Origin of the sequence: Streptomyces sp. NRRL S-1022, assembly GCF_000720135.1 — a bacterium.
Classification (GTDB): domain Bacteria; phylum Actinomycetota; class Actinomycetes; order Streptomycetales; family Streptomycetaceae; genus Streptomyces.
In genome coordinates this window covers 176,749-197,806 of sequence record NZ_JOIU01000016.1, presented here as the reverse complement: position 1 = coordinate 197,806, position 21,058 = coordinate 176,749, and the positions used below count along the sequence as shown (strand labels likewise).

The window sequence follows — 21,058 nt, the reverse complement described above, 5'->3', positions numbered from 1 at the left end:
CGGAGTCGGTGGGAAAAACTCCCCTCTCGGGCGGACCGGGGGTGAACCGCCGTCACAAAGGCGTGGTCCCGCCCGTCGGCCGACGGGCGGGACCACACGCATGCGCCGGGGGCGCGCTGCGCGATCAGTGGAAGAAGTGGCGCGTGCCGGTGAAGTACATCGTCACGCCGGCCTTCTTCGCCGCCTCCACGACCTGCTCGTCGCGGATGGAGCCGCCGGGCTGGACGATCGCCCGGACGCCGGCGCCGATGAGGATCTCCGGGCCGTCGGGGAACGGGAAGAACGCGTCCGAGGCCGCGAACGAACCCCGGGCCCGCTCCTCGCCGGCCCGCTCGACGGCCAGCTTGCAGGAGTCGACGCGGTTGACCTGGCCCATGCCGACGCCGACCGAGGCGCCGTCCTTGGCCAGCAGGATCGCGTTGGACTTCACCGCGCGGCACGCCTTCCACGCGAAGGCGAGCTGCTGGAGCTCCTCGGAGGACAGCGCCTCGCCGGAGGCCAGCGTCCAGTTGGCCGGGTCGTCGCCGTCGGCCTGGAGCCGGTCGGCGACCTGGAGCAGCGCGCCGCCGTCGATCGGCTTGACCTCGACCGGGTGGGACGGGCCCTCCGGGCAGCGCAGCACGCGGATGTTCTTCTTCTTGGTGAGGGCCTCCAGCGCGCCCTCCTCGTAGTCCGGGGCCACGATGACCTCGGTGAAGATGTCGGCGACCTGCTCGGCCATCTCCTTGCTGACCGGCCGGTTCACGGCGATCACACCGCCGTACGCGGAGACCGGGTCGCAGGCGTGCGCCTTGCGGTGCGCCTCGGCGACGTCCGCGCCGACCGCGATGCCGCAGGGGTTGGCGTGCTTGATGATCGCGACGCAGGGCTCGGCGTGGTCGTACGCGGCACGGCGGGCGGCGTCCGTGTCCGTGTAGTTGTTGTACGACATCTCCTTGCCGTGCAGCTGCTCGGCCGCCGCGAGCCCGCCCTCGCCGGAGGTGTAGAGGGCGGCGGGCTGGTGCGGGTTCTCGCCGTAGCGCAGGGTGTGCGCGCGCTGCAGCGAGGAGGCGACGAAGTCGGGGAACTGCGAGTCGTCCGCGGGGGCGTAGGAGGAGGCGAACCAGGAGGAGACGGCGATGTCGTACTCCGCCGTGTGCCGGAAGGCCTCCGCGGCCAGGCGCTTGCGGGCGGCGAGGTCGAAGCCGCCGTCCTTGACCGCGGCGAGCACGTCGGCGTACCGCTCCGGACTGGTGACCACGGCGACGGACGGGTGGTTCTTGGCTGCGGCGCGGACCATCGAGGGGCCACCGATGTCGATCTGCTCGACGCACTCGTCCGCCGAGGCGCCCGAGGCGACGGTCTCGCGGAACGGGTAGAGGTTGACGACGACGAGGTCGAACGGCTCCACGCCCAGTTCGGCGAGCTGCTCACGGTGGCTGTCCAGGCGCAGGTCGGCGAGGATGCCGGCGTGCACGCGCGGGTGCAGGGTCTTGACCCGGCCGTCCAGGCACTCGGGGAAGCCGGTCAGTTCCTCGACCTTGGTGACGGGGACGCCGGCGGCGGCGATCCGGCCGGCCGTGGAGCCGGTGGAGACCAGCTCGACGCCTGCCTCGTGCAGCCCGCGGGCCAGCTCCTCCAGGCCGGTCTTGTCGTAGACGCTGACGAGCGCCCGGCGAAGGGGCCGCTTGTTGCTCTCGGCGGTCACTGGATAACTACCTTTCGTCCCTCAATGCGATAGCCGTTGCGGGCGAGCCGCCCCACGACCTCGACGAGCAGCCTTCGCTCGACTTCCTTGATGCGCTCGTGCAGCGCGCTCTCGTCGTCCTCGTCCCGGACCTCGACCACGCCCTGGGCGATGATCGGCCCGGTGTCGACGCCGTCGTCGACGAAGTGGACGGTGCAGCCGGTGACCCTGGCGCCGTACGCGAGTGCGTCACGGACCCCGTGGGCCCCCGGAAAACTGGGCAGCAGGGCCGGGTGGGTGTTGACGAACCGTCCGCCGAAGCGGGCCAGGAACTCCTTGCCGACGATCTTCATGAAGCCGGCGGAGACGACGAGGTCGGGTTCGTGGGCGGCGACGGCCCCGGCGAGCGCCGCGTCCCACTCCTCGCGGGAGCCGTGGTCCTTGACCTTGCAGACGAAGGTGGGGATCCCGGCGCGCTCGGCGCGGGCCAGCCCCTCGACGCCGGCGCGGTCGGCCCCGACGGCGACGATCCGCGCACCGTACGACTCGGCTCCGGTGCGCTCGATCTCGTCCAGGAGCGCCTGCAGGTTGGTACCGGACCCGGAGACCAGCACGACGAGGCGCTTGACCGCTGGGCCAGGGGTGGTGGCGGCCACGGTGGGGCCCTTTCTCGGGAAACGATCTGTCCGGCCGTCGACCGGCCGGGCTGTTTGTACAGTCGTACGAATGCTTCGCGCCCCCGTATACGGGGAAGTCTACGAAGCGGCCGACCGCCAGCAACGATACCGGCACTCGGGAAGGGGCCCCGGGGACGGGTGGCCGGCCGGACGGTAGCGTTCGCACGGAGCCACGAAGGAGCAGCCTCGGGAACGCGGTCGTCGTGCGGTGCGTTCAGGGGGTGGAAGCTCATGACGGACCGCCGTAGTCACCTAGGGGAAGACGCTCTTTTGATGCCCGATCGCAGCCTGCGACTCCTCACGTTCCCGCCGCGCCCGGCCCAGGGGGGCGAGCGTGGCGCCGCGCTGCTGCGGGAGCGCCCGACGTCACCGCCCACCCGGACACCGGGGGGCGGCCCCGACGGCTCGGGCCAGGGCGGTTCCGGGCAGGGTGCGGGCCAAGGCGGTTCCGGATGGGGCGGCGGACCGGGTCGGGGCGGCTCCGGGCAGGGTGGCTCCGGCCACGATGGCGGGCGGCAGCAGCAGGACGACAATCCGTTCGCACCGCCGCCGGAAGGGACTCCGGACCGGCCGTGGCAGCCGCGCCACCCTGGGGGCGCGCCCGGCGCCGGACAGGGTCAGGGACAGGGACAAGGTCCGGGATACGGGCCCGGACACGGCCAGGGGCCGGGATACGGCCCCGGACACGGCCAGGGGCCGGGATACGGGCCCGGTCAGGGGCACGGTCAGGGTCCTGGTGGCGGGCACGGCCCCGGTGGCGGTCAGGGACCGGCCGGTGGCCCTCACCGCGGCAGTCAGTGGAGTGACCGGCAGCCCGGCCGCTCCCCCGACGGCTTCGGTGAGCGGCCGGGCGGTGGCCCGCAGGGACCCGGCGGACCGGCCGGCTCCGGCATGCGCTGGGACCCGACGGACCCGGCCCAGCGCCGTGCGCGGTACGCCCTGCTCTCCGGCATGTGGGCGGTCTTCTTCGCCCTGTTCAGCTGGCCCTACGTGGCGCTGCTGCTGGGCGCGCTGGCCCTGTACTGGGGCAGCAGCGCGCTGCGCGCCAAGCCGCGCCGGCCGGCCCCGGACGCCCCGGCGACTCCCACCGGTTCGGCGGCTCCGGCGGCCCAGGCCGGCCGGCCCCAGAGGACGGCGGCCGTCAGCGGCCTGGTCACGGCGTCCCTGGCCCTGGTCCTGGTGGCGTCCACCTTCACCGTGCAACTCGTCTACCGCGACTACTACACCTGCGTGAGCGACGCCCTGACCCATCAGGCCAAGCAGTCCTGCGACACCCTGCTGCCCCGGGAGCTGCGCGGCGTCCTGGGCGTCGACGACAGCTGACGCCGCTCACCCGGCGGCTTCCGGGCCGGCGCCGGGGCGCGGGCCGGCACCCGGCTGCGGCCCGGGCTCGGGATCCGGGCCGGTCGCGGTGTCCGACCCGGTCGCGGGGTTCGGCCCGGCCGCCGGGTTCGGCCCCAGGGCGGTGCCGGCGCCGTCCTCGGGGGTGCCCGCCGCCTCTTTCAGGGCCGCCCAGCGCGAGGCCCGGGCGACGTCGTCGTGCCAGCCCGCGGGGAACGGCTCGGTGAACGAGGCCGGGAGGGGGCTCGGGTAGGAGGTCGGGAACGGTTCGACGGCGGGGAGGACGTCGTACGGCTCCTCCTCGTCCGCACCAGCCGTACCAGCCGTACCGGGCGCCTGAGCGGGCGTGCCCTCCTTGGCCGTCCCCTTGCCCCGGCCCCAGAGCCTGGGCCTGCCCACGGTTTCGCCGGCCCCATTCCCGCCGTCGGTGCCGGTCGCGGCCGGTGCGCCGCCGCCGGGGGCCGGGGCCGGCACCTCGTCGGCCTCGACCGGGCCCGGGGCGCCGACCGCGTCCGGCCCGACCAGGTCCGGCCCGACCACATCCGGCCTGACCCTGTCGGGAGCCCTGACCGCGTCCGGCCTGACCGCGCCCGCAGCCTTGACCACGTCCTCAGCCCTGACCACATCCGGACCCCTGACCCCATCCGGGCCCCTGACCGCGTCCGCAGCCCTGACCGCGTCCGGGGCCGCGCCGGCCACCGCGCCGGTGCGCGCCGCGTCCCCCGCCTCGGCGGCCTTCCCGGTCGCGGGCGCCGGCGCGGCAGTCGCCGCCGCCGGCGGGACGGCGCCGCCCTTCGCCCCGCCCACCGCTCCCGTCTCCGTGGCCTGTGCCGGAATGCCGCCGCGGTGCCGGCGCCGGCGGCGCAGCCGCCAGGCCCGGCCGATCAGCGCCACCGGCAGCGCGAACACCAGCGTCCAGGCCCCGGCCGCGCCCCCGGTCCGCCACCACAGCGGGCCCAGGCGGGCCAGTGCGGCCACCCCCAGGGGGCCGCCCGCCAGCTCGGCGAGCAGGGCGAGGGCCGCGGCGCAGACCAGGGCGGTCAGCAGGACCACCCCGGCGGTCCGGCCGGCCGACCAGCGGGCCCGCGCCGGTGCACCGGACGCCGGCCGCCGCACGGCCGCCCGGGCCACGAACCATCCCGCCGTCATCCCGGCCACCGCCGGCACCACGCCCGCCGCCCAGTTCTCGGGCGTACCGGTGCCCGCAGCGGGCACCGCGGCCAGCAGCGGGAACGGCGGCAGCAGCGGGGCCGGGTGGGAGGCGAGCGGGTGGACCAGGTGCCCGGTCCCGAGGAGGAAGCCGGGGCCGAGCGCGTAGGACGCGGCCCACACCGCCGCGTTGGGGAGCAGCGCGATGCCGAGCAGCAGCACCGCGAACCGGCCCGTCCAGCCCTCCGTCAGCTGCAGGAAGGAGGCCCGCGCCGGCTCGCCGTGCCAGACCAGTGACACCCCGACCAGCAGGGCGCCGCCCCCGAAGAGCACGGTCGTCGCGGCACCGGCGGCGCGGACGGCGGTGCCCAGCCGGGCCCCCGCGTCCGTGCCGAACACCAGCCGCCGCACCGGTCCCGGCACCACCACCAGCACGCGCAGCACCGGCTCGGGCGGACGGCCGTACGCCGACCACACCCCGGTGCCGGCCGCGCTCGCCGCGACCAGCGGCAGACACACCGTCACCGAGACCCATCGCGGGTGCAGTTCGCCGCCGGAGCAGTACAGCGTCGCGGCGGCGCCGACAACCAGATAGCCGAGGACCACGCCGGTCCACGCGGTGCGCGCCCCCACCGGCGGCGGACCGTCCGGTTCGGCGGAGGCGTCCGTGGCGTCCCGCGCCGCCCGGTGGACCAGCCACAGCGGCAGGGCGAGCAGCAGCAGCGGGGTGAGGCCGACGGGCATGGGCGCGCCGGAGAGCGTGTCGGTGCGGACGAGTTCGACGCCGTGCGCGAGCAGCCACAGGGCGGCGGCGATGTGCAGGGCGCCGCCCGGTCCGCTGTCGGGGTACGGCGAGCTGACCCAGAGCACCATGACGAGCACGGCGAACGAACCCAGGCCCAGTCCGGCCGCGACCGCACCGCCGAGCAGGCTCGCGGCGAGGCCGGGCGAACGGTCGCGCATGCGGGAGAGCAGGAGCGTCAGCGGCGGGCGGCGAGCGGTCGTCTGGATCACGCACGCCATGCTCCCAACGACACGCGCTTTCCCGTCGCAACAGGCGAACTTCCGAAGTGTCGCTCAATATACGTTTATGTTCTTTTTCGTACGGAAGGGTGCATGGTGAAGACACAGAGCCCCGAGCCGACGGCCCCTCAGGAACGGTCCCGACAGGCGAATCTGACGGCGGGCAGGACGAGCCCACTGACGCCCGCTCAGGCCTTCGACGCGCTGTACGCCTTCTGCGCACCCGCCCTCGTACGCCAGACCTATCTGCTGACCGGGCGCCGGGAGCTGGCCCGCGAGTCCGTGGAGCGGGCCTTCCAGCTGGCCTGGCAGCGCTGGCCGGAGGTGGCCCAGGACCGGGATCCGGCCGGCTGGGTGCGGGCGGTGGCGTACGACTGCGCGCTCTCCCCCTGGCACCGCTTCCGCCCCCGCTACCGGTCCCCCGAACCCCCGCCCGCCGACCCGGCCGACCGGGAGCTGCTGCACACGCTCCTCGAACTGCCGGCGGCGTACCGGCGCACCCTCGTCCTGTACGACGGTGTGGGCCTCGACCTGCCGGAGACGGCCGCGGAGACCGAGTCGAGCACACCCGCCGCCGCGAACCGGCTCACCCATGCGCGGGAGGCGGTGGCCGCGCGGCTGCCGGAGCTGGCCGACCCCGCCGAGCTGCACCGCCGGCTGCTCGAACTGGCCTCGACGGAGCACCTGCGGGCGGCGCGGCCGACGGTGGTGCGCACCGGGTGCGAACGCCGCAACGTCTTCTGGACCCGGGCGGCCATCGCCTTCACGGTCACGATCATCGGCGCGACGACGCTCACGCTGCGGACGGCACCGAGGCGCTACGAGGCCCCGGTGGCTCCGGCCCAGGCGGTGCAGGGGGTTCCGCCGCCGGCCGCCGCGGGCCCGCTCTCCCGCAAGGAGCAGGCCCTGAAGGCCAAGCTGCACCGGGAGACGACCGGCCCGGAGCGGGTGTTCCCGGAACCGCGGTGAGGGCCCGGCCGGCCCGGGCCGCAGGGGCGCCCGGGCCGGCCGGGGCAGGTGGGCGGGAACGGCGGTAGGCCCGCCCCCGGCGCGGGGAACGGGCCTACCGACAGGTGCTGCGAGGCTCAGGCGCTCAGGATCTCGCGAGCGAGCTTGGCCGTCTCGGTCGGGGTCTTGCCGACCTTGACGCCCGCGGCCTCCAGGGCCTCCTTCTTGGCCTGGGCGGTGCCGGAGGAACCGGAGACGATGGCGCCGGCGTGGCCCATGGTCTTGCCCTCGGGCGCGGTGAAGCCCGCGACGTAACCGACGACCGGCTTGGTCACGTTCTCCTTGATGAACGCGGCCGCGCGCTCCTCGGCGTCGCCGCCGATCTCACCGATCATCACGATCAGGTCGGTGTCGGGGTCGTCCTGGAACGCGGCCAGGGCGTCGATGTGCGTGGTGCCGATGATCGGGTCGCCACCGATGCCGACGGCGGTGGAGAAGCCGATGTCCCGCAGCTCGTACATCATCTGGTACGTCAGCGTGCCGGACTTCGACACCAGGCCGATGCGGCCCGGCTTGGTGATGTCGCCCGGGATGATGCCGACGTTCGACTGGCCCGGGGTGATGATGCCGGGGCAGTTCGGGCCGATGATCCGGGTCTTGTTGCCCTTCTTGCCGGCGTACGACCAGAAGGCGGCCGTGTCGTGCACGGCGATGCCCTCGGTGATCACGACGGCCAGCGGGATCTCGGCGTCGATGGCCTCGACGACCGCGTCCTTGGTGAACTTCTCCGGCACGAAGATGACGGAGACGTTGGCGCCGGTCTTCTCGACGGCCTCCTTGACGGTGCCGAAGACGGGTACCTCGGTACCGTCGAAGTCCACGGTCTGACCCGCCTTGCGCGGGTTCACGCCGCCCACGACGTTCGTGCCGTCACCGAGCATGAGCTTGGTGTGCTTCATGCCGGTGGCGCCGGTCATGCCCTGGACGATGACCTTGCTGTCCTTGTTGAGCCAGATAGCCATGGTGGTTTGAGTCCTCGTCCTCGTGCTTACTTGGCGGCGGCCAGCTCGGCGGCCTTGTCGGCCGCGCCGTCCATGGTGTCGACGCGCTGCACCAGCGGGTGGTCGGCGTCCGTGAGGATCCTCCGGCCCAGCTCGGCGTTGTTGCCGTCGAGGCGGACGACGAGCGGCTTCTCGACCTTTTCGCCGCGGTCCTCCAGGAGCTTCAGGGCCTGCACGATGCCGTTGGCGACCTCGTCACAGGCGGTGATGCCACCGAAGACGTTCACGAAGACGGACTTGACGTCCGGGTCGCCCAGGATGATCTCCAGGCCGTTCGCCATCACCTGGGCGGAGGCGCCACCACCGATGTCCAGGAAGTTGGCGGGCTTCACGCCGCCGTGGTTCTCACCGGCGTACGCGACGACGTCCAGGGTGCTCATGACGAGACCGGCGCCGTTGCCGATGATGCCGACCTCACCGTCGAGCTTGACGTAGTTGAGGCCCTTCTCCTTGGCGGCCGCTTCGAGCGGGTTGGCGGCGGCCTTGTCGTGGAGCTCCTCGTACTCGGGGTGGCGGAACTCGGCGTTGTCGTCCAGCGAAACCTTGCCGTCGAGGGCGATGACCTCGCCGGAGGCGACCTTCGCGAGCGGGTTGACCTCGACCAGGAGGGCGTCCGACTTGATGAAGGTGTCCCACAGCTTGACCAGGACGTTGACGATCTTGTCCGCGACCTCGGCCGGGAACTTGGCGGCCTCCACGATCTCGCGGGCCTTGGCCTCGTCCACACCGTCGATCGGGTCGATCGCGGTCTTGGCGACGGCCTCCGGACGGGTGGCCGCCACCTCCTCGATCTCCATGCCGCCCTCGACGGAGGCGATGGAGAGGAAGGTGCGGTTCGCACGGTCGAGGAGGAAGGAGACGTAGTACTCCTCGACGATCTCCGGAGCGGTCTCGGCGATCATGACCTTGTGGACCGTGTGGCCCTTGATGTCCATGCCGAGGATGTCCGTCGCGCGGGCGACGGCCTCGTCCGCAGTGGCGGCCAGCTTGACGCCACCGGCCTTGCCGCGACCACCGACCTTCACCTGCGCCTTGACGACGGACTTGCCGCCCAGACGCTCGGTGATCTCGCGCGCCGCCTCAGGCGTGTCGATGACTTCACCGGCCAGCACCGGTACATCGTGCTTGGCGAAGAGGTCCCTCGCCTGGTACTCGAACAGGTCCACGCGCTTCCGTCCCTATCAGTGATCTCGCGGTTCGTTGGATGCGTGGGCGTGCCGCGAAGGGCAACGTGACGTCCGCTTGTCACAAGGGAGGCGCACACGGTGTCCGAGCGCGCGGCATGTCCGTCTCGCAGGTTATCGCCGCTTGCGGGGGCTCCCTAAATCGAGGGTCACACGTGAGCGGTGATACCTGTCACATGATGCCGGGTTCCCTGGCACGGGGTGCCGCCGCATCGCTCCGGTACGGGCGATGTGCGAGGCCTCACCGGGCTGGGGTGGACCCGGTGAGACCCCCCTGGCGGCCCCGGGCGACCGGGGCCGGGGCGTTTGATCCCCACCCCAATGGGGACCACCCGTCCCGTCCGCGGGGCGCCGCCCGGACGGGCCGACGGCTTCGGCCACCCGGAGGCCGGCCACCCCGTGGAGCTGCTCCGGACACTCGGCCCGGCTGCCCACCGGGTGCCCGCCGGCGGCCGGTTCCACTCACGCGGTGTCGGGTATGGGCAGGGGCCGTTTCTCCAGGGCGGCGGCCATCACCTCGGGGAAGAGGTCGGGCGTGCAGGCGAAGGCGGGTGCGCCGAGTGCGGCGAGCGCCGCCGCGTGGTCCCGGTCGTACGCGGGCGCCCCCTCGTCCGACAGGGCGAGCAGGGCCACGAACTGCACCCCGGACGCCTTCATCGCCGCGACCCGCTTGAGCATCTCGTTGTGGATACCGCCCTCGTAGAGGTCGCTGATCAGCACGACCACGGTCTCGGCCGGCCGGGTGATCTGCGCCTGGCAGTAGGCGAGCGCCCGGTTGATGTCCGTACCGCCGCCGAGCTGCGTGCCGAACAGCACGTCGACGGGGTCGTCCAGCTGGTCGGTGAGGTCGGCGACCGCCGTGTCGAAGACGACCAGCCGGGTGCTGATCGACCGCATCGAGGCGAGGACCGCGCCGAACACGGACGCGTACACCACCGACGACGCCATCGACCCGGACTGGTCGATGCAGAGCACGACCTCCTTCTTCACCGACCGCGCGGCCCGGCCGTAGCCGACGAGCCGTTCCGGTACGACCGTGCGGTACTCCGGCAGGTAGTGCTTGAGGTTGGCCGCGACGGTGCGGTTCCAGTCGATGTCGTGGTGGCGCGGGCGGCTGACGCGGGCGCTGCGGTCCAGGGCGCCGGTGAGGGTGGCCCGGGTGCGGGTGGCGAGCCGCTTCTCCAGGTCCTCGACCACCTTGCGCACCACCGCGCGGGCCGTCTCCCGGGTGGTCTCCGGCATCGCCTTGTGCAGCGAGAGCAGGGTGCCGACCAGGTGCACGTCGGCCTCCACCGCCTCCAGCATCTCCGGCTCCAGCAGCAGGGAGGCGAGGCCGAGCCGGTCGATCGCGTCGCGCTGCATGACCTGGACGACGGAGGACGGGAAGTAGCGCCGGATGTCCCCGAGCCAGCGCGCCACGGACGGCGCGGAGGCACCGAGCCCCGCCGACCGGTCCCGGCCCGCCTGCGGTGCGTCGCCCCGGCCGTAGAGCGCGGCCAGCGTGCCGTCCATCGCCGAGTCCGGGCCGGACAGCGCACACCCGGTGCCGTCCGCCTGGCCCCCGCCGAGCACCAGCCGCCAGCGCCGCAGCCGCTCCCGCGCCGGGTCCACCGGCTCGGCCGCCGTCGCGGCCCTCGTCGCGGCCGTCGTATCCGTCGTGTCGGTCATGTGCCCACCCCCATGAGGCGGTCGTCGTGCGGGGAATCGGGTGCCGCCGTGTGTACGGCTCCGCGTGTGGCGTGGTGTGCCGGGGCGTGTGTCGCCGCCCGGGCGGACTGCGGGGCACCGCGTCGCGGGGCGCGCGTCGCGGCGCTCGCCGTGCTGTCCGCCAGGGCGTCCGCCGTGCTGTGCCGGGTGCCGTGCGACGGCGCGTGCAGCGCCTCGGGCACCGGCGTGCGCGCCGCGTTCGCGCCCGGTGTGGTGTCGTGGTCCCCGTCGAGGCCGAGCAGCAGCCGCAGGACCGGGAGCACGGCGTCGGCGCGCCCGGTGTCCGGTTCGGCGGCGAAGCCGGGGACGGCGGGCTGCCGGGCGGTGGCTCCGGCCGGCCGGTCCCCGGGGCCGCGCCGGACCAGTTCGCCGAGGCTGCGGCGCACCCCCGGCTCGTACGCCGCGAAGGTGCGCCGTAGCAGGGGCAGCACGTCCGTGAAGGCCTCCGCCGGCACCCCGGTCAGCCAGGTGTCGAGCAGGCCGAGCAGCCGCTCGTCGTGCACCAGCAGCAGCCCGGCCCCACCGCCGGCGAACCCCTCGACCCAGGCGGCGGCAGCGGGGGGCGCGGTGCCCGGTGACAGGGCGAGCCCCATCAGCCGGGCCGCCTCCTCGGCCGGCAGCGCCCCGTCGTCCAGCAACAGCCGCACGGCCCGCCCCCGGATGACCCCGGGCGCGTTGTCCCGTGACGCCAGTACGCGCAACACGTCCCGCCAGCGCCCCTGGAGGCCCTCCGCACCGGCCGTGGCCCCGTCGCTGTCCGCCGGCGCCCCGGTCAGGCTCTCCGTCAGGAGGCCCACCGCTATGTGTACGGCGTCCACGTGGCCGCGCATCTCCTCGGCCGCGTCGGTGTCGAGGGCGGCGCAGGCCGGGGGCAGGCCGACGAAGACGCGTTCGGCGAGGCCCGCCGCGACCCCGGCCAGCGCGCCGGTGTCGGTGCCGCGCACGTCGCCGTAGCGCAGGGAGCGGACGAGGGCGGGCAGGGCCTGGGCGAGGTGGCCGACGTCGGTGTCCAGGGCCGCCCGGTCGGCGAGCACCCGCATGACCACCGGCAGCGCGTCCGGCAGCCCGGCCAGCAGGCACTGCTCGGCGAGCGCGGTGACGTCCGCCAGGGCGCGCGCCGCCACCGCGTCCGCCTCCGCCCTGGCCCGGGCCGCCGCCTGCACGGTCGTCCCCCACACGCCCGCCTCGGCGACCCGCACGGAAAGCTCGGGCTCCCAGCGCAGCCGCCAGGTCTCCCGGAAGGTGCCCGTGCTCCCCCGGGACCGGCCCGGCTCCCCCCAGCCGACGCCGAGCAGCCGCAGCCGGTGCAGCAGCCTGCTGCGGCCGGCGTCGGTGTCCCCGCGCAGGTCCAGCTCCAGTTCCCGCTCCGATGCCTCCGGCTTGAGCCGCAGCGAGCGCTGCTGCCGGGCCAGGTCGCGCTGCAACGGCACGGCGGGCGCCGACTCCGGGACCTCGCCGAGGACGTCACCGACCACCAGCCGGTCGTGCACCAGCGTCAGCGGCACGTCCGAGCCCTCGCACAGCACCGCGCGCACCGCGTCGGTCGTCTCGCCCAGGCCGGGCAGCGGGCGGCCGCGCAGCGCGGCCAGCGTCTCCGCGAGCCGCACCGCCTCGATGACGTGCGCGGAGGACACGATCCGGTCCTCCTCGCGCAGCAGCCCGGCCACCTTGGTCAGCCACCGCTCGACCGGCCGGTCCGGGGCGCGGAACAGGTGCCCGTACCAGCCCGGGGAGTCGATACCCGCGCCGTACCCGCCGGCCCGGGCCAGCCTGCGGTGCGTCCAGGGCACCCAGGTCAGGTCGGTTTTGACCTTGGGCAGGCCCCTGAGCAGCGCCCGGTCGGCGGTGACGGTGGTCTTCTCCCGCAGCGCGGGCACGTGCCAGGCCCCGCACACCACGGCCACGGCGTCCCCGGACTCCTTGCGCGCGTCGCGCAGCCGGAGCCGCATGTGCGCCTCGCGGACGAGGTCCCGGGAGTGTCCGCCGGCGCCGTACCGCTCGCGCAGCGCGCCCATCGCCTCCGCCACCGCGGCGAACGGCGCGAACGGGTCGCGTGCGCCCGGCCCCCGGTGCTCGACCACGTCCTCCCACCAGCGCTCGGGGTCGTCGTACCCGGCCGTCCCGGCGAGCACGGCGAGGGGGTCGACACGGACCTCGTCACCGTGACCGGCCTCGGTGCCGGGTCCGGACTCGTCACCGTGACCGGACTCGGTGCCGGGGCCGGCGCCGGAATCGGGTCCGGCACCGGAATCGCGGGTTGCCTGCTCCCACGCGAGCGTGTGCGTGGCCGGCAGGTCGATGAAGCGGGCCGGCACACCGTGCTCCACGGCCCAGCGGATGGCCACCCACTCGGGGCTGAACTCGGCGAACGGCCAGAAGGCCGAGCGGCCTGGCTCGTCCACGGCGTGGGCGAGCAGCGCGACGGGGGGCCGCAGGTCCGGGTCGGCGGCGAGCGGGATCAGCGGGTCGGCCTCGGGCGGTCCCTCGATCAGGACGGCGGCCGGGCGGGCGGCGTCCAGCGCGGCCCGCACCGCCCGCGCGGAACCGGGCCCGTGGTGCCGTACCCCGAGCAGCAGCGGCCCGGCGTCGAACGCCGTGCTCCCGCCGGTGCCGGTCACGCGCTCACCTCGCGGCAGGCCCGGTAGAAGTCGGTCCAGCCCTCGCGCTCGCGGACGACCGTCTCCAGGTACTCCTGCCAGACGACCCGGTCGGCCGCCGGGTCGCGGACGACGGCACCGAGGAGGCCCGCGGCGACGTCTCCCGCGCGCAGTACGCCGTCGCCGAAGTGCGCGGCGAGCGCGAGCCCGTTGGTGACGACGGAGATCGCCTCCGCCGTGGACAGCGTGCCGCTGGGCGACTTCAGCTTCGTACGCCCGTCGGCGGTGATGCCGTCGCGCAGCTCCCGGAAGACGGTGACGACGCGGCGGATCTCCTCGATGCCGTCGGGCGCGGCCGGCAGATCGAGGGAGCGGCCGAGCTGTTCGACCCGGCGGGTGACGATGTCGACCTCGGCGTCGGCGCTCTCCGGCAGCGGCAGCACCACGGTGTTGAAGCGGCGGCGCAGCGCGCTGGACAGCTCGTTGACCCCGCGGTCGCGGTCGTTGGCGGTGGCGATGAGGTTGAAGCCGCGGACCGCCTGGACCTCCGCGCCCAGCTCGGGGATGGGCAGGGTCTTCTCGGACAGGATCGTGATCAGCGTGTCCTGCACGTCCGCCGGGATACGGGTCAGCTCCTCCACGCGGGCCGTCATGCCCTCGGCCATGGCACGCATGACGGGGCTGGGCACGAGGGCGTCGCGGCTCGGACCGTGGGCGAGCAGCTGCGCGTAGTTCCAGCCGTACCGGATCGCCTCCTCCGGGGTGCCGGCCGTGCCCTGGACCAGCAGCGTCGAGTCACCGCTGACCGCGGCGGCCAGGTGCTCCGACACCCACGTCTTGGCGGTGCCGGGCACGCCGAGCAGCAGCAGCGCGCGGTCGGTGGCCAGCGTGGTGACGGCGACCTCGACGATGCGGCGCGGGCCCACGTACTTGGGTGTGATCACCGTGCCGTCCGGCAGGGTGCCGCCGAGCAGGTACGTCGCCACCGCCCACGGCGACAGCTTCCAGCGGGCCGGGCGGGGGCGGTCGTCCTGCGCGGCGAGCGCGGCGAGTTCGGCCGCGAAGGCGTGCTCGGCGTGCGGCCGCAACGCCTGTGCGGTCTGGTCGCGGTCGGGTTCGGCGGTCGTCGGTTCCACGGACACAGTCATGGCTGAGGCCCCCTCCAGCTCGGCCGGTTCGGATCTGGCATCCACCGTGCACCACGCCACTGACAATCGCCCTGACCTGGGAAGACGCCTTCGCCGGGCCGATTGTCAGTGGGGGGACCTACCGTCGGTGGCATGACTGAGCAGGGGGTGCGCTGGACCGCGGAGCAGGTGCTGGCACTGGCGCCTGACGCCGCGTCACGCAAGGCGGGGAGCAGACTCGGCGCGGCGGGGCCGTGGTCGGAGACCGGGAGCGGAGAGGGGACGGTGTGGGGACTGTGCAAGGGCAGTGGCAGCAGGCCGTACCGGACGGTGGTGGACCTGGCCGACGCGGCGGGGCCTGCGTACAAGTGCAGTTGTCCGAGCCGTAAGTTCCCGTGCAAGCACGCACTCGGCCTGCTCCTGCTGTGGACGGGCGGCGACGGCGCGGTGCCGGCCGCCGCACAGCCCCCGGACTGGGCCGGGACGTGGCTCGCGTCCCGGCGCAGCCGCGCCGAGAGGCAAGGGACGCGGGGCGAGGGGGGTCCGGCCGCCGGACCCGCGGATCCGGCGGCGGCCCGGCGGCGCGCCGAGCGCCGGGCCGAGCGGGTCACGGCGGGCGCGACCGAGCTGGAGCAGCGCCTGGCGGACCTGCTGCGCGGCGGCTTGGCCGCGGCGGAACAGGCGGGGTACGGGATGTGGGACGAGACGGCGGCCCGCATGGTCGACGCCCAGGCGCCGGGTCTGGCCGCGCGCGTAAGGGAACTGGGCGCGGTCCCGGCGTCCGGTGCGGGCTGGCCGGTGCGCCTGCTGGAGGAGTGCGCGCTGCTCCATCTGCTCGACCAGGGCTGGCTGCACCGCGACCGGCTGCCGGAGGCACTCGCGGCCACGGTCCGCTCCCGGCTCGGCCTGCCCGCCACGCCGGACGGCCCGCCGGTGCGCGACCGCTGGCTGGTCCTCGCCCAGTACGACACGGCGGACCCGAAACTGACGACGCGCCGGATATGGCTGCACGGCGCCGAGTCCGGCGGGACCCGGCTGCTGCTGTCCTACGGCGCGGCGGGCCGGGCACCGGAGCTGTCGCTCCCGGTCGGCCTGGCCCTGGACGCGGAGCTGACGGCGTATCCCGGCTCCGCCCAGGCCCGGGCCGCCCTGGGCGAGCGGTTCGCCCCGCCGGCCCCGGCCGTGTTCCGCCCGCCGGGCGTGACCACCGCCGAGGCGGCGGCCCGCTACGGCACGGCACTGCGCGACGACCCCTGGCTGGACTCGGTCCCGGTCACCCTGGACCGGGTGGTACCGGTCCCGGACGGCGACCGGTGGCAGCTGGCCGACGCCGGCACGGACACGGCCCTGCCGCTGAGCCGGGCCGCCCGCTCCCGACCCGGCCTGTGGCGGCTGGTCGCGCTGTCCGGCGGCGCCCCCGTCACGGTCTTCGGCGAGTGCGGCCACCGCGGCTTCACTCCGCTCACGGCGTGGCCGGAGGAGGCGGGCGAGGCGGTGCCACTGTGCTGACCGGACGTACGGACACACACGCGCAGGCAGGCGGAGGGAACGGGGACGGAATGCACGGGACACCGACCGGCGGGGACACCACGCCGCCGGAGAGCTTGCGGGAAAGCTCCTGGGAGGAGCTGGTGACCACCGCGCTCCTCGGCACGGACCGGCGGACCCCGGCGCACGCCCCGCCCGGCCGGCCGGCCCCGGCGGCACTGCTCGACGCGGCCGCCGTGGCGACCGTACGGCGGCGGGCCGGACTGCGGCCCGCGCGGGCGGCGCGACGGCCCGATCGCGCGCCCGCCGATCCACGCCCGGCGCTTCCCGCACCGGCGGCGCGCCGGCTCACCACCCTGCTGGCCGACCGGTCGGGGGGCGGGTCCGGCGGCAGGCGGGGCAGCACCCCCGACCTCATGGAACTGCTCCCGCAATGGCTCACGGCGGCCAACGCCCACGGGTACGCGGCACCCCCGCAGGCGCTGCCGGCGCTGCTGGACGCGGCCCGGGGCCGTACGGACCTGCGCCCGGCGGCGCTGGCGTTCGCGGGCCCGCGCGCGCTGTGGCTGGCCCGGCTGAACCCGGACTGGCGGTTCGCGCTGCGCACCACCCCCGGCGGCGGCGCCACGCTGCCCGACCCGGAGGACGCCGAGGCGGTGCGCCGGCTGTGGCAGGAGGGGCTGTTCGCCGAACGGGCGGCGCTGCTGAGCGCACTGCGCGCCCGTACGCCCGCGCTGGGGCGCGAGCTGCTGGCCTCGACCTGGGCGGCGGAGCGGGCGGAGGACCGGCTGATGTTCCTCGACTCGCTGCGCACGGGTCTGTCGGAGGCGGACGAGCCGTTCCTGGAGCAGGCGTTGGGCGACCGCAGCCGCAATGTCCGGGCGACGGCGGCGGAACTGCTGTCGGCGCTGCCGGGTTCGGCGCTCGCCGGGCGGATGGCCGTACGGGCCACGGCGTGTGTGGCCCTGGACCGTACGGGGGAGATGCCGGCGATCGCGGTGGAGGCGCCGCACGAATGCGATGCCGGTATGGAACGGGACGGCGTGGTGGCCACCCCGCCCGCGGGCCGGGGGGAACGGTCGTGGTGGCTGGCGCAGTTGGTGGAGGCCGCCCCGCTCGGCACCTGGCCGCGGCGGCTCGGCGGGCGGACGGCCGAGGAGATCGTGGCGCTGCCGGTGGCGGACGGCTGGCAGGGCGAACTGCACGCGGCCTGGTGCCGGGCGGCCGTACGGCAGCGGGACTCGGCGTGGTCGCGGGCGCTGCTCGGCTCGCCGTCGGCGCCGGAGGCGGGCGGCCCGGGCGCGGTGTCCCTGGCCGAGCGCGCGAAGCTCCTGGCCGCGCTGGAACCGGGCGAACGGGCCGCGTGGGTCGCGGGGTTCATCGCCACGCACGGCCTGTCGGAGGCGTTCCAGCTGCTCGGCGTGTGCGCGGTCCCGTGGGCCCCCACGCTCGGCCAGGCAGTCGTGGACGCCCTCGACATCGCGAGGGAGGCGGGCAGTTACCCGTGGAGCTTCAGCGGGGTGATGGGGCTGGCCGAGCGCTGCCTGGACCCGGCGGAGGCCGTACGGCTGGAGGCGCTGCTGGCGCTGCCCGACGAGCGGGAGGACGCGGCTCCGGGGGCCGGCGGGTACTGGGCGGAGGCTTTCCAGCGGCTGGTGACGACCCTGCGGCTGCGGGCGGCCATGACGCGGGAACTCACCCCGCCCACCCCACCCGCCGAGCCGCCGGACGCAGCGGCCCCGTCTCCGGACAAAGCCGTCGCGCCGGGGAGGACCGCTGCTCAGCCCCCGGACGCGGCGGGCTGACGCACGTTCGCCCGGACCCACTCCACGATCGACGCGGTCGTCGCACCCGGGGTGAAGATCTCCGCGACGCCCTTCTCCTTCAGCGGCGGGATGTCCTCCTCCGGGATGATCCCGCCGCCGAAGACGAGGATGTCCTCGGCCTCCCGCTCCTTGAGCAGGTCGATGACCGCGGCGAACAGCGTGTTGTGGGCACCGGACAGGATGGACAGGCCGATCGCGTCGGCGTCCTCCTGGATGGCGGTGTCCACGATCTGTTCCGGCGTCTGGTGGAGTCCGGTGTAGATGACCTCCATACCACCGTCGCGCAGGGCACGCGCGATGACCTTGGCCCCTCGATCGTGGCCGTCGAGCCCCGGCTTGGCGACCACCACGCGGATCGGACCGGCTGCCACACCCATCACTGCCTCCATCAAACGAGCCCGGAAGCGATCGGCTTCCGTCCGTACCGACAAGTACCGCACTTTTGGCGCGTTCCGCCACCGTCGCGAAGTGAACGAACGTTATCTCCAGCATCCCGCAAGCGGCAGTTTTACGGGACGCGGCGAGGGGGAAATCACATGGTGGGACATGAGGGCACACGGGGGACCTAGCCGTCCTCCGGCGTGCCGACAGGAGGTCGGCCATGAAGGTCACCGGGGTATTGCCGCCGCTCTTTTTCCCGCTCTGCCGCCGTCTGTGGCCCGGCAGGCTGGCCGGACTGTCCATGACGCTGCTGCGGGCGACGGCCCTGGAGGCCGCCATCCTGGCAGGTCACCTCCTGCTGTATCCGACCGGCCTGATCCAGGAACGCCGCTCCGGCACCCTGCCCGACGGGGACGGCACGGCACGGCTGCCGGTCCGCCCCGCCCCGCCGGTCGTCCTGCTGCACGGTTTCATCGACAACCGGTCGGTGTTCGTCCTGCTCCGCCGCACCCTGGCCCAGCACGGCAGGCAGCGGGTGGAGTCCCTCAACTACTCTCCGCTGACCTGCGACATCCGCATCGCCGCCGAGCTGCTCGGCCGGCACATCGAGGAAATCTGCGAGCGCACCGGCAGCGCCCGCGTCGACATCGTCGGACACAGCCTGGGCGGCCTGATCGCACGCTATTACGCCCAGTGTCTGGGCGGTGACCTGCGGGTCCGCACGCTGGTCACACTCGGCACCCCGCACTCGGGGACGCGGGTGGCGCCGCTGGCGGACGCGCACCCGATCGTGCGGCAGATGCGCCCCGGATCGGCGGTGATCGAGGAGCTGGCCCGGCCCGCGCCCGGCTGCCGGACCCGCTTCGTGAGCTTCTGGAGCGACCTGGACTCCCTGATGGACCCGCTGGAGACGGCCTGCGTGGAGCATCCCGACCTCGACGCGCAGAACGTCCGGGTCACCGGCATCGGCCACCTCGCGCTGCCCGTGCACCCCGCCGTGGCCGCCGGCATACGCGAGGCGCTTGAGGTCCCCCACCCCGGCGACCGGGCCGCGAACGGCCTGACGGTGGCCTGAGGAGGGGGCGCACAGGCACTGACGGTGGCCTGAGGAGGGGGGCGCACAGGCACAGCACGGGCGGCGCTCGGCCGGCGCATCGCCACTCGACATCGAACATTCCTCGAACGCAAGGCCAAGGTAGCGTCCGGGCTCCCCCGAAACACGGCCGAATGCCCGTTTCAGGCCCACGCGAAACAGGCCGAAGATTGTCGCGCCCAGGTACCGACGGGTACAGTCGCCGCACTGCTCTGGCAGCCCCTGTTGTCGAGGCGAAAGAGAAGTTGGTGAACGACCGTCACCCGTCGGGGAGTATGACCACCCCGGCCCCGGCTTCCGACGCCTCCACCGCGCACTACCCGCAGTACGGAGCCCAGGAAGCTCCCTACGACGACCTCACCACGTACGGCGCGTACGACGCCACCGGTTTTGCCGGTGGTTCCCCGGGCACCGCGGCCTTCCACGCCGACCCGCTCTTCGGCAGCATGCCGGGCAGCGAGCAGTCCACCGGCGCGTACGACAGCACGCAGTGGCAGACCGGCACCGTCCAGACCCCGGCCTACGACCCGTACGCGGCCCAGCAGTACCACGCCGGCTACGACACCGGTGCCTACGACAGCACCGCCTGGAACATCCCCGCGCAGTCCGCAGGGAACGACGTCAGCGGCCAGTGGGACGCCGACGCCTGGCTGCAGCCCGACCGGCCCGGCGGCGCCGACGCCACCCAGCAATGGGAGTGGGGCACCCAGACCTTCGACACGGGCGCGTACGACGCCACTCAGTGGAACTCCGCCGGGCAGACCGTGCCGGCGCAGTCCGAGCAGGCTGGCGAACCGTTCGATCAACAGGCCACCTCGACGTTCGAAGCGGTCGCCGACCCGCAGGCCGGGTTCGAGCAGGTGCCGTACGAGGACGCGGAGTTCGCCGATCACGACTCCGGCGCGGGCGAGTCGGACTCCACCGGCGAACTGCCCGCCGTCACCGGCCTGCTGGACGACCAGGAGGAGATCAGCCCGGCGCCGGCGACCCGCGCGGGCTCGCGCGGCGGGGCGCGCTCCCGGCGTCGTACGCCCGCCAAACGCTCCGCGCTGCTGACCGTGGCCGTACCGTCGGCCTGTGTGATGGGGGTCGCCGGGATCGCCGCCGCCTCGGTCGGCGCGCTCGCCGACGACTCCAAGGACAGCTCCACCAGCGCGGCGGACGCGCAGCCGGTCAAGCCGTCGGTCGCCAACAGCAAGCTGGACAGTCAGCTCAAGACGCTGTCGGCCGGCGCCACCGACTTCGCCGACCGGGCGAGCCGCACCCAGGAGCGGATCGACCTCAAGGCGCAGCAGGAGCTGGAGAAGAAGAAGGCGGCTGCGGAGGCCGCGCTCAAGGAGCGGCTGCGTCCCAAGTTCGCGCTGCCGGTCGCGCAGCACGGGCTGAGCGCCTACTTCGGCCAGGCGGGCATCAACTGGATGTCGGTGCACACCGGTATCGACTTCCCGGTCTCCTACGGCACCACGGTGATGGCCGCCACCGACGGCACCGTCACCACGAAGTGGAACAGCGCCTACGGCAACATGCTGATCCTGACGGCGAAGGACGGCACGGAGACCTGGTACTGCCACCTCTCCAGCTACCGCGTCGCCTCTGGTACGGCCGTCAAGGCCGGCCAGCCGATCGCCTATTCCGGCAACTCCGGCAACTCCACCGGCCCTCACCTGCACTTCGAGGTCCGGCCGGTCGGCGGGGCGGCCATAGACCCGCTGCCGTGGCTGCGCAGCCACGGGCTGGACCCGACCTAGGCATCCGGAAGGGGCCCCCGCCGTGCGGCGAGGGGCCCCTTC

Annotated in this window: 15 protein-coding genes; 6 read left to right on the top strand and 9 right to left on the bottom strand. The window is 74.4% G+C overall.

The genetic code is table 11. The features are described from left to right. Positions 1 to 124: 124 nt before the first annotated feature. Positions 125 to 1,687, bottom strand: coding sequence for a bifunctional phosphoribosylaminoimidazolecarboxamide formyltransferase/IMP cyclohydrolase (gene purH / locus IG05_RS0123815; protein WP_030345592.1), 1,563 nt, complete (start codon positions 1,685 to 1,687; stop codon positions 125 to 127). Beyond that, positions 1,684 to 2,322: a phosphoribosylglycinamide formyltransferase gene (gene purN, locus IG05_RS0123810; RefSeq protein ID WP_030345590.1), complete on the bottom strand. Its 639-nt coding sequence runs from the start codon at positions 2,320 to 2,322 to the stop codon at positions 1,684 to 1,686. The genes purH and purN overlap by 4 nt, the downstream gene beginning before the upstream one ends. Before the next feature lie 294 nt (positions 2,323 to 2,616). On the opposite strand from purN, the gene IG05_RS45610 reads away from it, so the two are divergent. Next, the gene (locus IG05_RS45610) at positions 2,617 to 3,666 is read left to right on the top strand and encodes a hypothetical protein (protein WP_078894407.1); all 1,050 of its coding nucleotides are present in this window, start codon (positions 2,617 to 2,619) and stop codon (positions 3,664 to 3,666) included. A gap of 6 nt (positions 3,667 to 3,672) precedes the next feature. On the opposite strand, the gene IG05_RS42490 is transcribed toward IG05_RS45610, so the two are convergent. After that, positions 3,673 to 5,847: a DUF6350 family protein gene (locus tag IG05_RS42490; RefSeq protein ID WP_234335985.1), complete on the bottom strand. Its 2,175-nt coding sequence runs from the start codon at positions 5,845 to 5,847 to the stop codon at positions 3,673 to 3,675. Between IG05_RS42490 and IG05_RS0123790 the strand changes: the two genes are divergently transcribed. After that, complete coding sequence (locus IG05_RS0123790; RefSeq protein ID WP_420707623.1) at positions 5,839 to 6,825, top strand: RNA polymerase sigma factor; 987 nt, start codon at positions 5,839 to 5,841, stop codon at positions 6,823 to 6,825. The two genes, IG05_RS42490 and IG05_RS0123790, sit on opposite strands and share 9 nt — an antisense overlap. Positions 6,826 to 6,941: 116 nt before the next feature. Here IG05_RS0123790 and sucD read toward each other — a convergent pair whose 3' ends face one another. The 5 genes from sucD to IG05_RS0123765 all read right to left on the bottom strand — a co-directional run bounded on the left by sucD (position 6,942) and on the right by IG05_RS0123765 (position 14,501). Continuing rightward, entirely contained in the window at positions 6,942 to 7,826 is an 885-nt protein-coding gene (gene sucD / locus IG05_RS0123785) for a succinate--CoA ligase subunit alpha (RefSeq protein ID WP_030345583.1), read from the bottom strand. 26 nt (positions 7,827 to 7,852) lie between these two features. Further along, complete coding sequence (sucC, locus tag IG05_RS0123780; RefSeq protein ID WP_030345581.1) at positions 7,853 to 9,031, bottom strand: ADP-forming succinate--CoA ligase subunit beta; 1,179 nt, start codon at positions 9,029 to 9,031, stop codon at positions 7,853 to 7,855. A gap of 480 nt (positions 9,032 to 9,511) precedes the next feature. Further along, positions 9,512 to 10,717 (bottom strand): VWA domain-containing protein, encoded by a 1,206-nt coding sequence (locus IG05_RS0123775; protein WP_199808370.1) that lies wholly within the window; start codon positions 10,715 to 10,717, stop codon positions 9,512 to 9,514. Continuing rightward, positions 10,714 to 13,374, bottom strand: a complete 2,661-nt coding sequence (locus IG05_RS0123770) for a DUF5682 family protein (RefSeq protein ID WP_037814530.1) — start codon at positions 13,372 to 13,374, stop codon at positions 10,714 to 10,716. Before IG05_RS0123770 ends, IG05_RS0123775 begins: the two co-directional genes overlap by 4 nt. Continuing rightward, positions 13,371 to 14,501 carry an ATP-binding protein gene (locus IG05_RS0123765; RefSeq protein ID WP_030345576.1) on the bottom strand — a complete coding sequence of 377 codons (1,131 nt, stop codon included), beginning with the start codon at positions 14,499 to 14,501 and terminating at the stop codon, positions 13,371 to 13,373. Before IG05_RS0123765 ends, IG05_RS0123770 begins: the two co-directional genes overlap by 4 nt. Before the next feature lie 132 nt (positions 14,502 to 14,633). Here IG05_RS0123765 and IG05_RS0123760 point away from each other — a divergent pair, with 132 nt between their 5' ends. Then, on the top strand, positions 14,634 to 15,989 hold the full coding sequence (locus IG05_RS0123760; protein ID WP_037814528.1) for an SWIM zinc finger family protein: 1,356 nt from the start codon (positions 14,634 to 14,636) through the stop codon (positions 15,987 to 15,989). A 50-nt stretch (positions 15,990 to 16,039) separates the two neighbouring features. Beyond that, positions 16,040 to 17,773: a DUF5691 domain-containing protein gene (locus IG05_RS0123755; protein ID WP_234335983.1), complete on the top strand. Its 1,734-nt coding sequence runs from the start codon at positions 16,040 to 16,042 to the stop codon at positions 17,771 to 17,773. Here IG05_RS0123755 and IG05_RS0123750 read toward each other — a convergent pair. Next, positions 17,749 to 18,171 carry a cobalamin B12-binding domain-containing protein gene (locus tag IG05_RS0123750; RefSeq protein ID WP_030345571.1) on the bottom strand — a complete coding sequence of 141 codons (423 nt, stop codon included), beginning with the start codon at positions 18,169 to 18,171 and terminating at the stop codon, positions 17,749 to 17,751. The two genes, IG05_RS0123755 and IG05_RS0123750, sit on opposite strands and share 25 nt — an antisense overlap. A gap of 224 nt (positions 18,172 to 18,395) precedes the next feature. On the opposite strand from IG05_RS0123750, the gene IG05_RS0123745 reads away from it, so the two are divergent. Next, positions 18,396 to 19,250, top strand: coding sequence for an esterase/lipase family protein (locus IG05_RS0123745; RefSeq protein WP_030345570.1), 855 nt, complete (start codon positions 18,396 to 18,398; stop codon positions 19,248 to 19,250). Positions 19,251 to 19,543: 293 nt separating this feature from the next. Further along, positions 19,544 to 21,016, top strand: coding sequence for a peptidoglycan DD-metalloendopeptidase family protein (locus tag IG05_RS0123740; protein WP_030345568.1), 1,473 nt, complete (start codon positions 19,544 to 19,546; stop codon positions 21,014 to 21,016). Positions 21,017 to 21,058 lie beyond the last annotated feature (42 nt).

Excerpts from the sequence above, each read along its gene's own strand:
- IG05_RS45610 (WP_078894407.1), top strand. The coding sequence starts at position 2,617 with ATGCCCGATCGCAGCCTGCGACTCCTCACGTTCCCGCCGCGCCCGGCC.
- sucD (WP_030345583.1), bottom strand. The coding sequence starts at position 7,826 with ATGGCTATCTGGCTCAACAAGGACAGCAAGGTCATCGTCCAGGGCATG.
- IG05_RS0123775 (WP_199808370.1), bottom strand. The coding sequence starts at position 10,717 with ATGACCGACACGACGGATACGACGGCCGCGACGAGGGCCGCGACGGCG.
- IG05_RS0123765 (WP_030345576.1), bottom strand. The coding sequence starts at position 14,501 with ATGACTGTGTCCGTGGAACCGACGACCGCCGAACCCGACCGCGACCAG.
- IG05_RS0123760 (WP_037814528.1), top strand. The coding sequence starts at position 14,634 with ATGACTGAGCAGGGGGTGCGCTGGACCGCGGAGCAGGTGCTGGCACTG.
- IG05_RS0123755 (WP_234335983.1), top strand. The coding sequence starts at position 16,040 with ATGCACGGGACACCGACCGGCGGGGACACCACGCCGCCGGAGAGCTTG.
- IG05_RS0123750 (WP_030345571.1), bottom strand. The coding sequence starts at position 18,171 with ATGGGTGTGGCAGCCGGTCCGATCCGCGTGGTGGTCGCCAAGCCGGGG.
- IG05_RS0123745 (WP_030345570.1), top strand. The coding sequence starts at position 18,396 with ATGAAGGTCACCGGGGTATTGCCGCCGCTCTTTTTCCCGCTCTGCCGC.
- IG05_RS0123740 (WP_030345568.1), top strand. The coding sequence starts at position 19,544 with ATGACCACCCCGGCCCCGGCTTCCGACGCCTCCACCGCGCACTACCCG.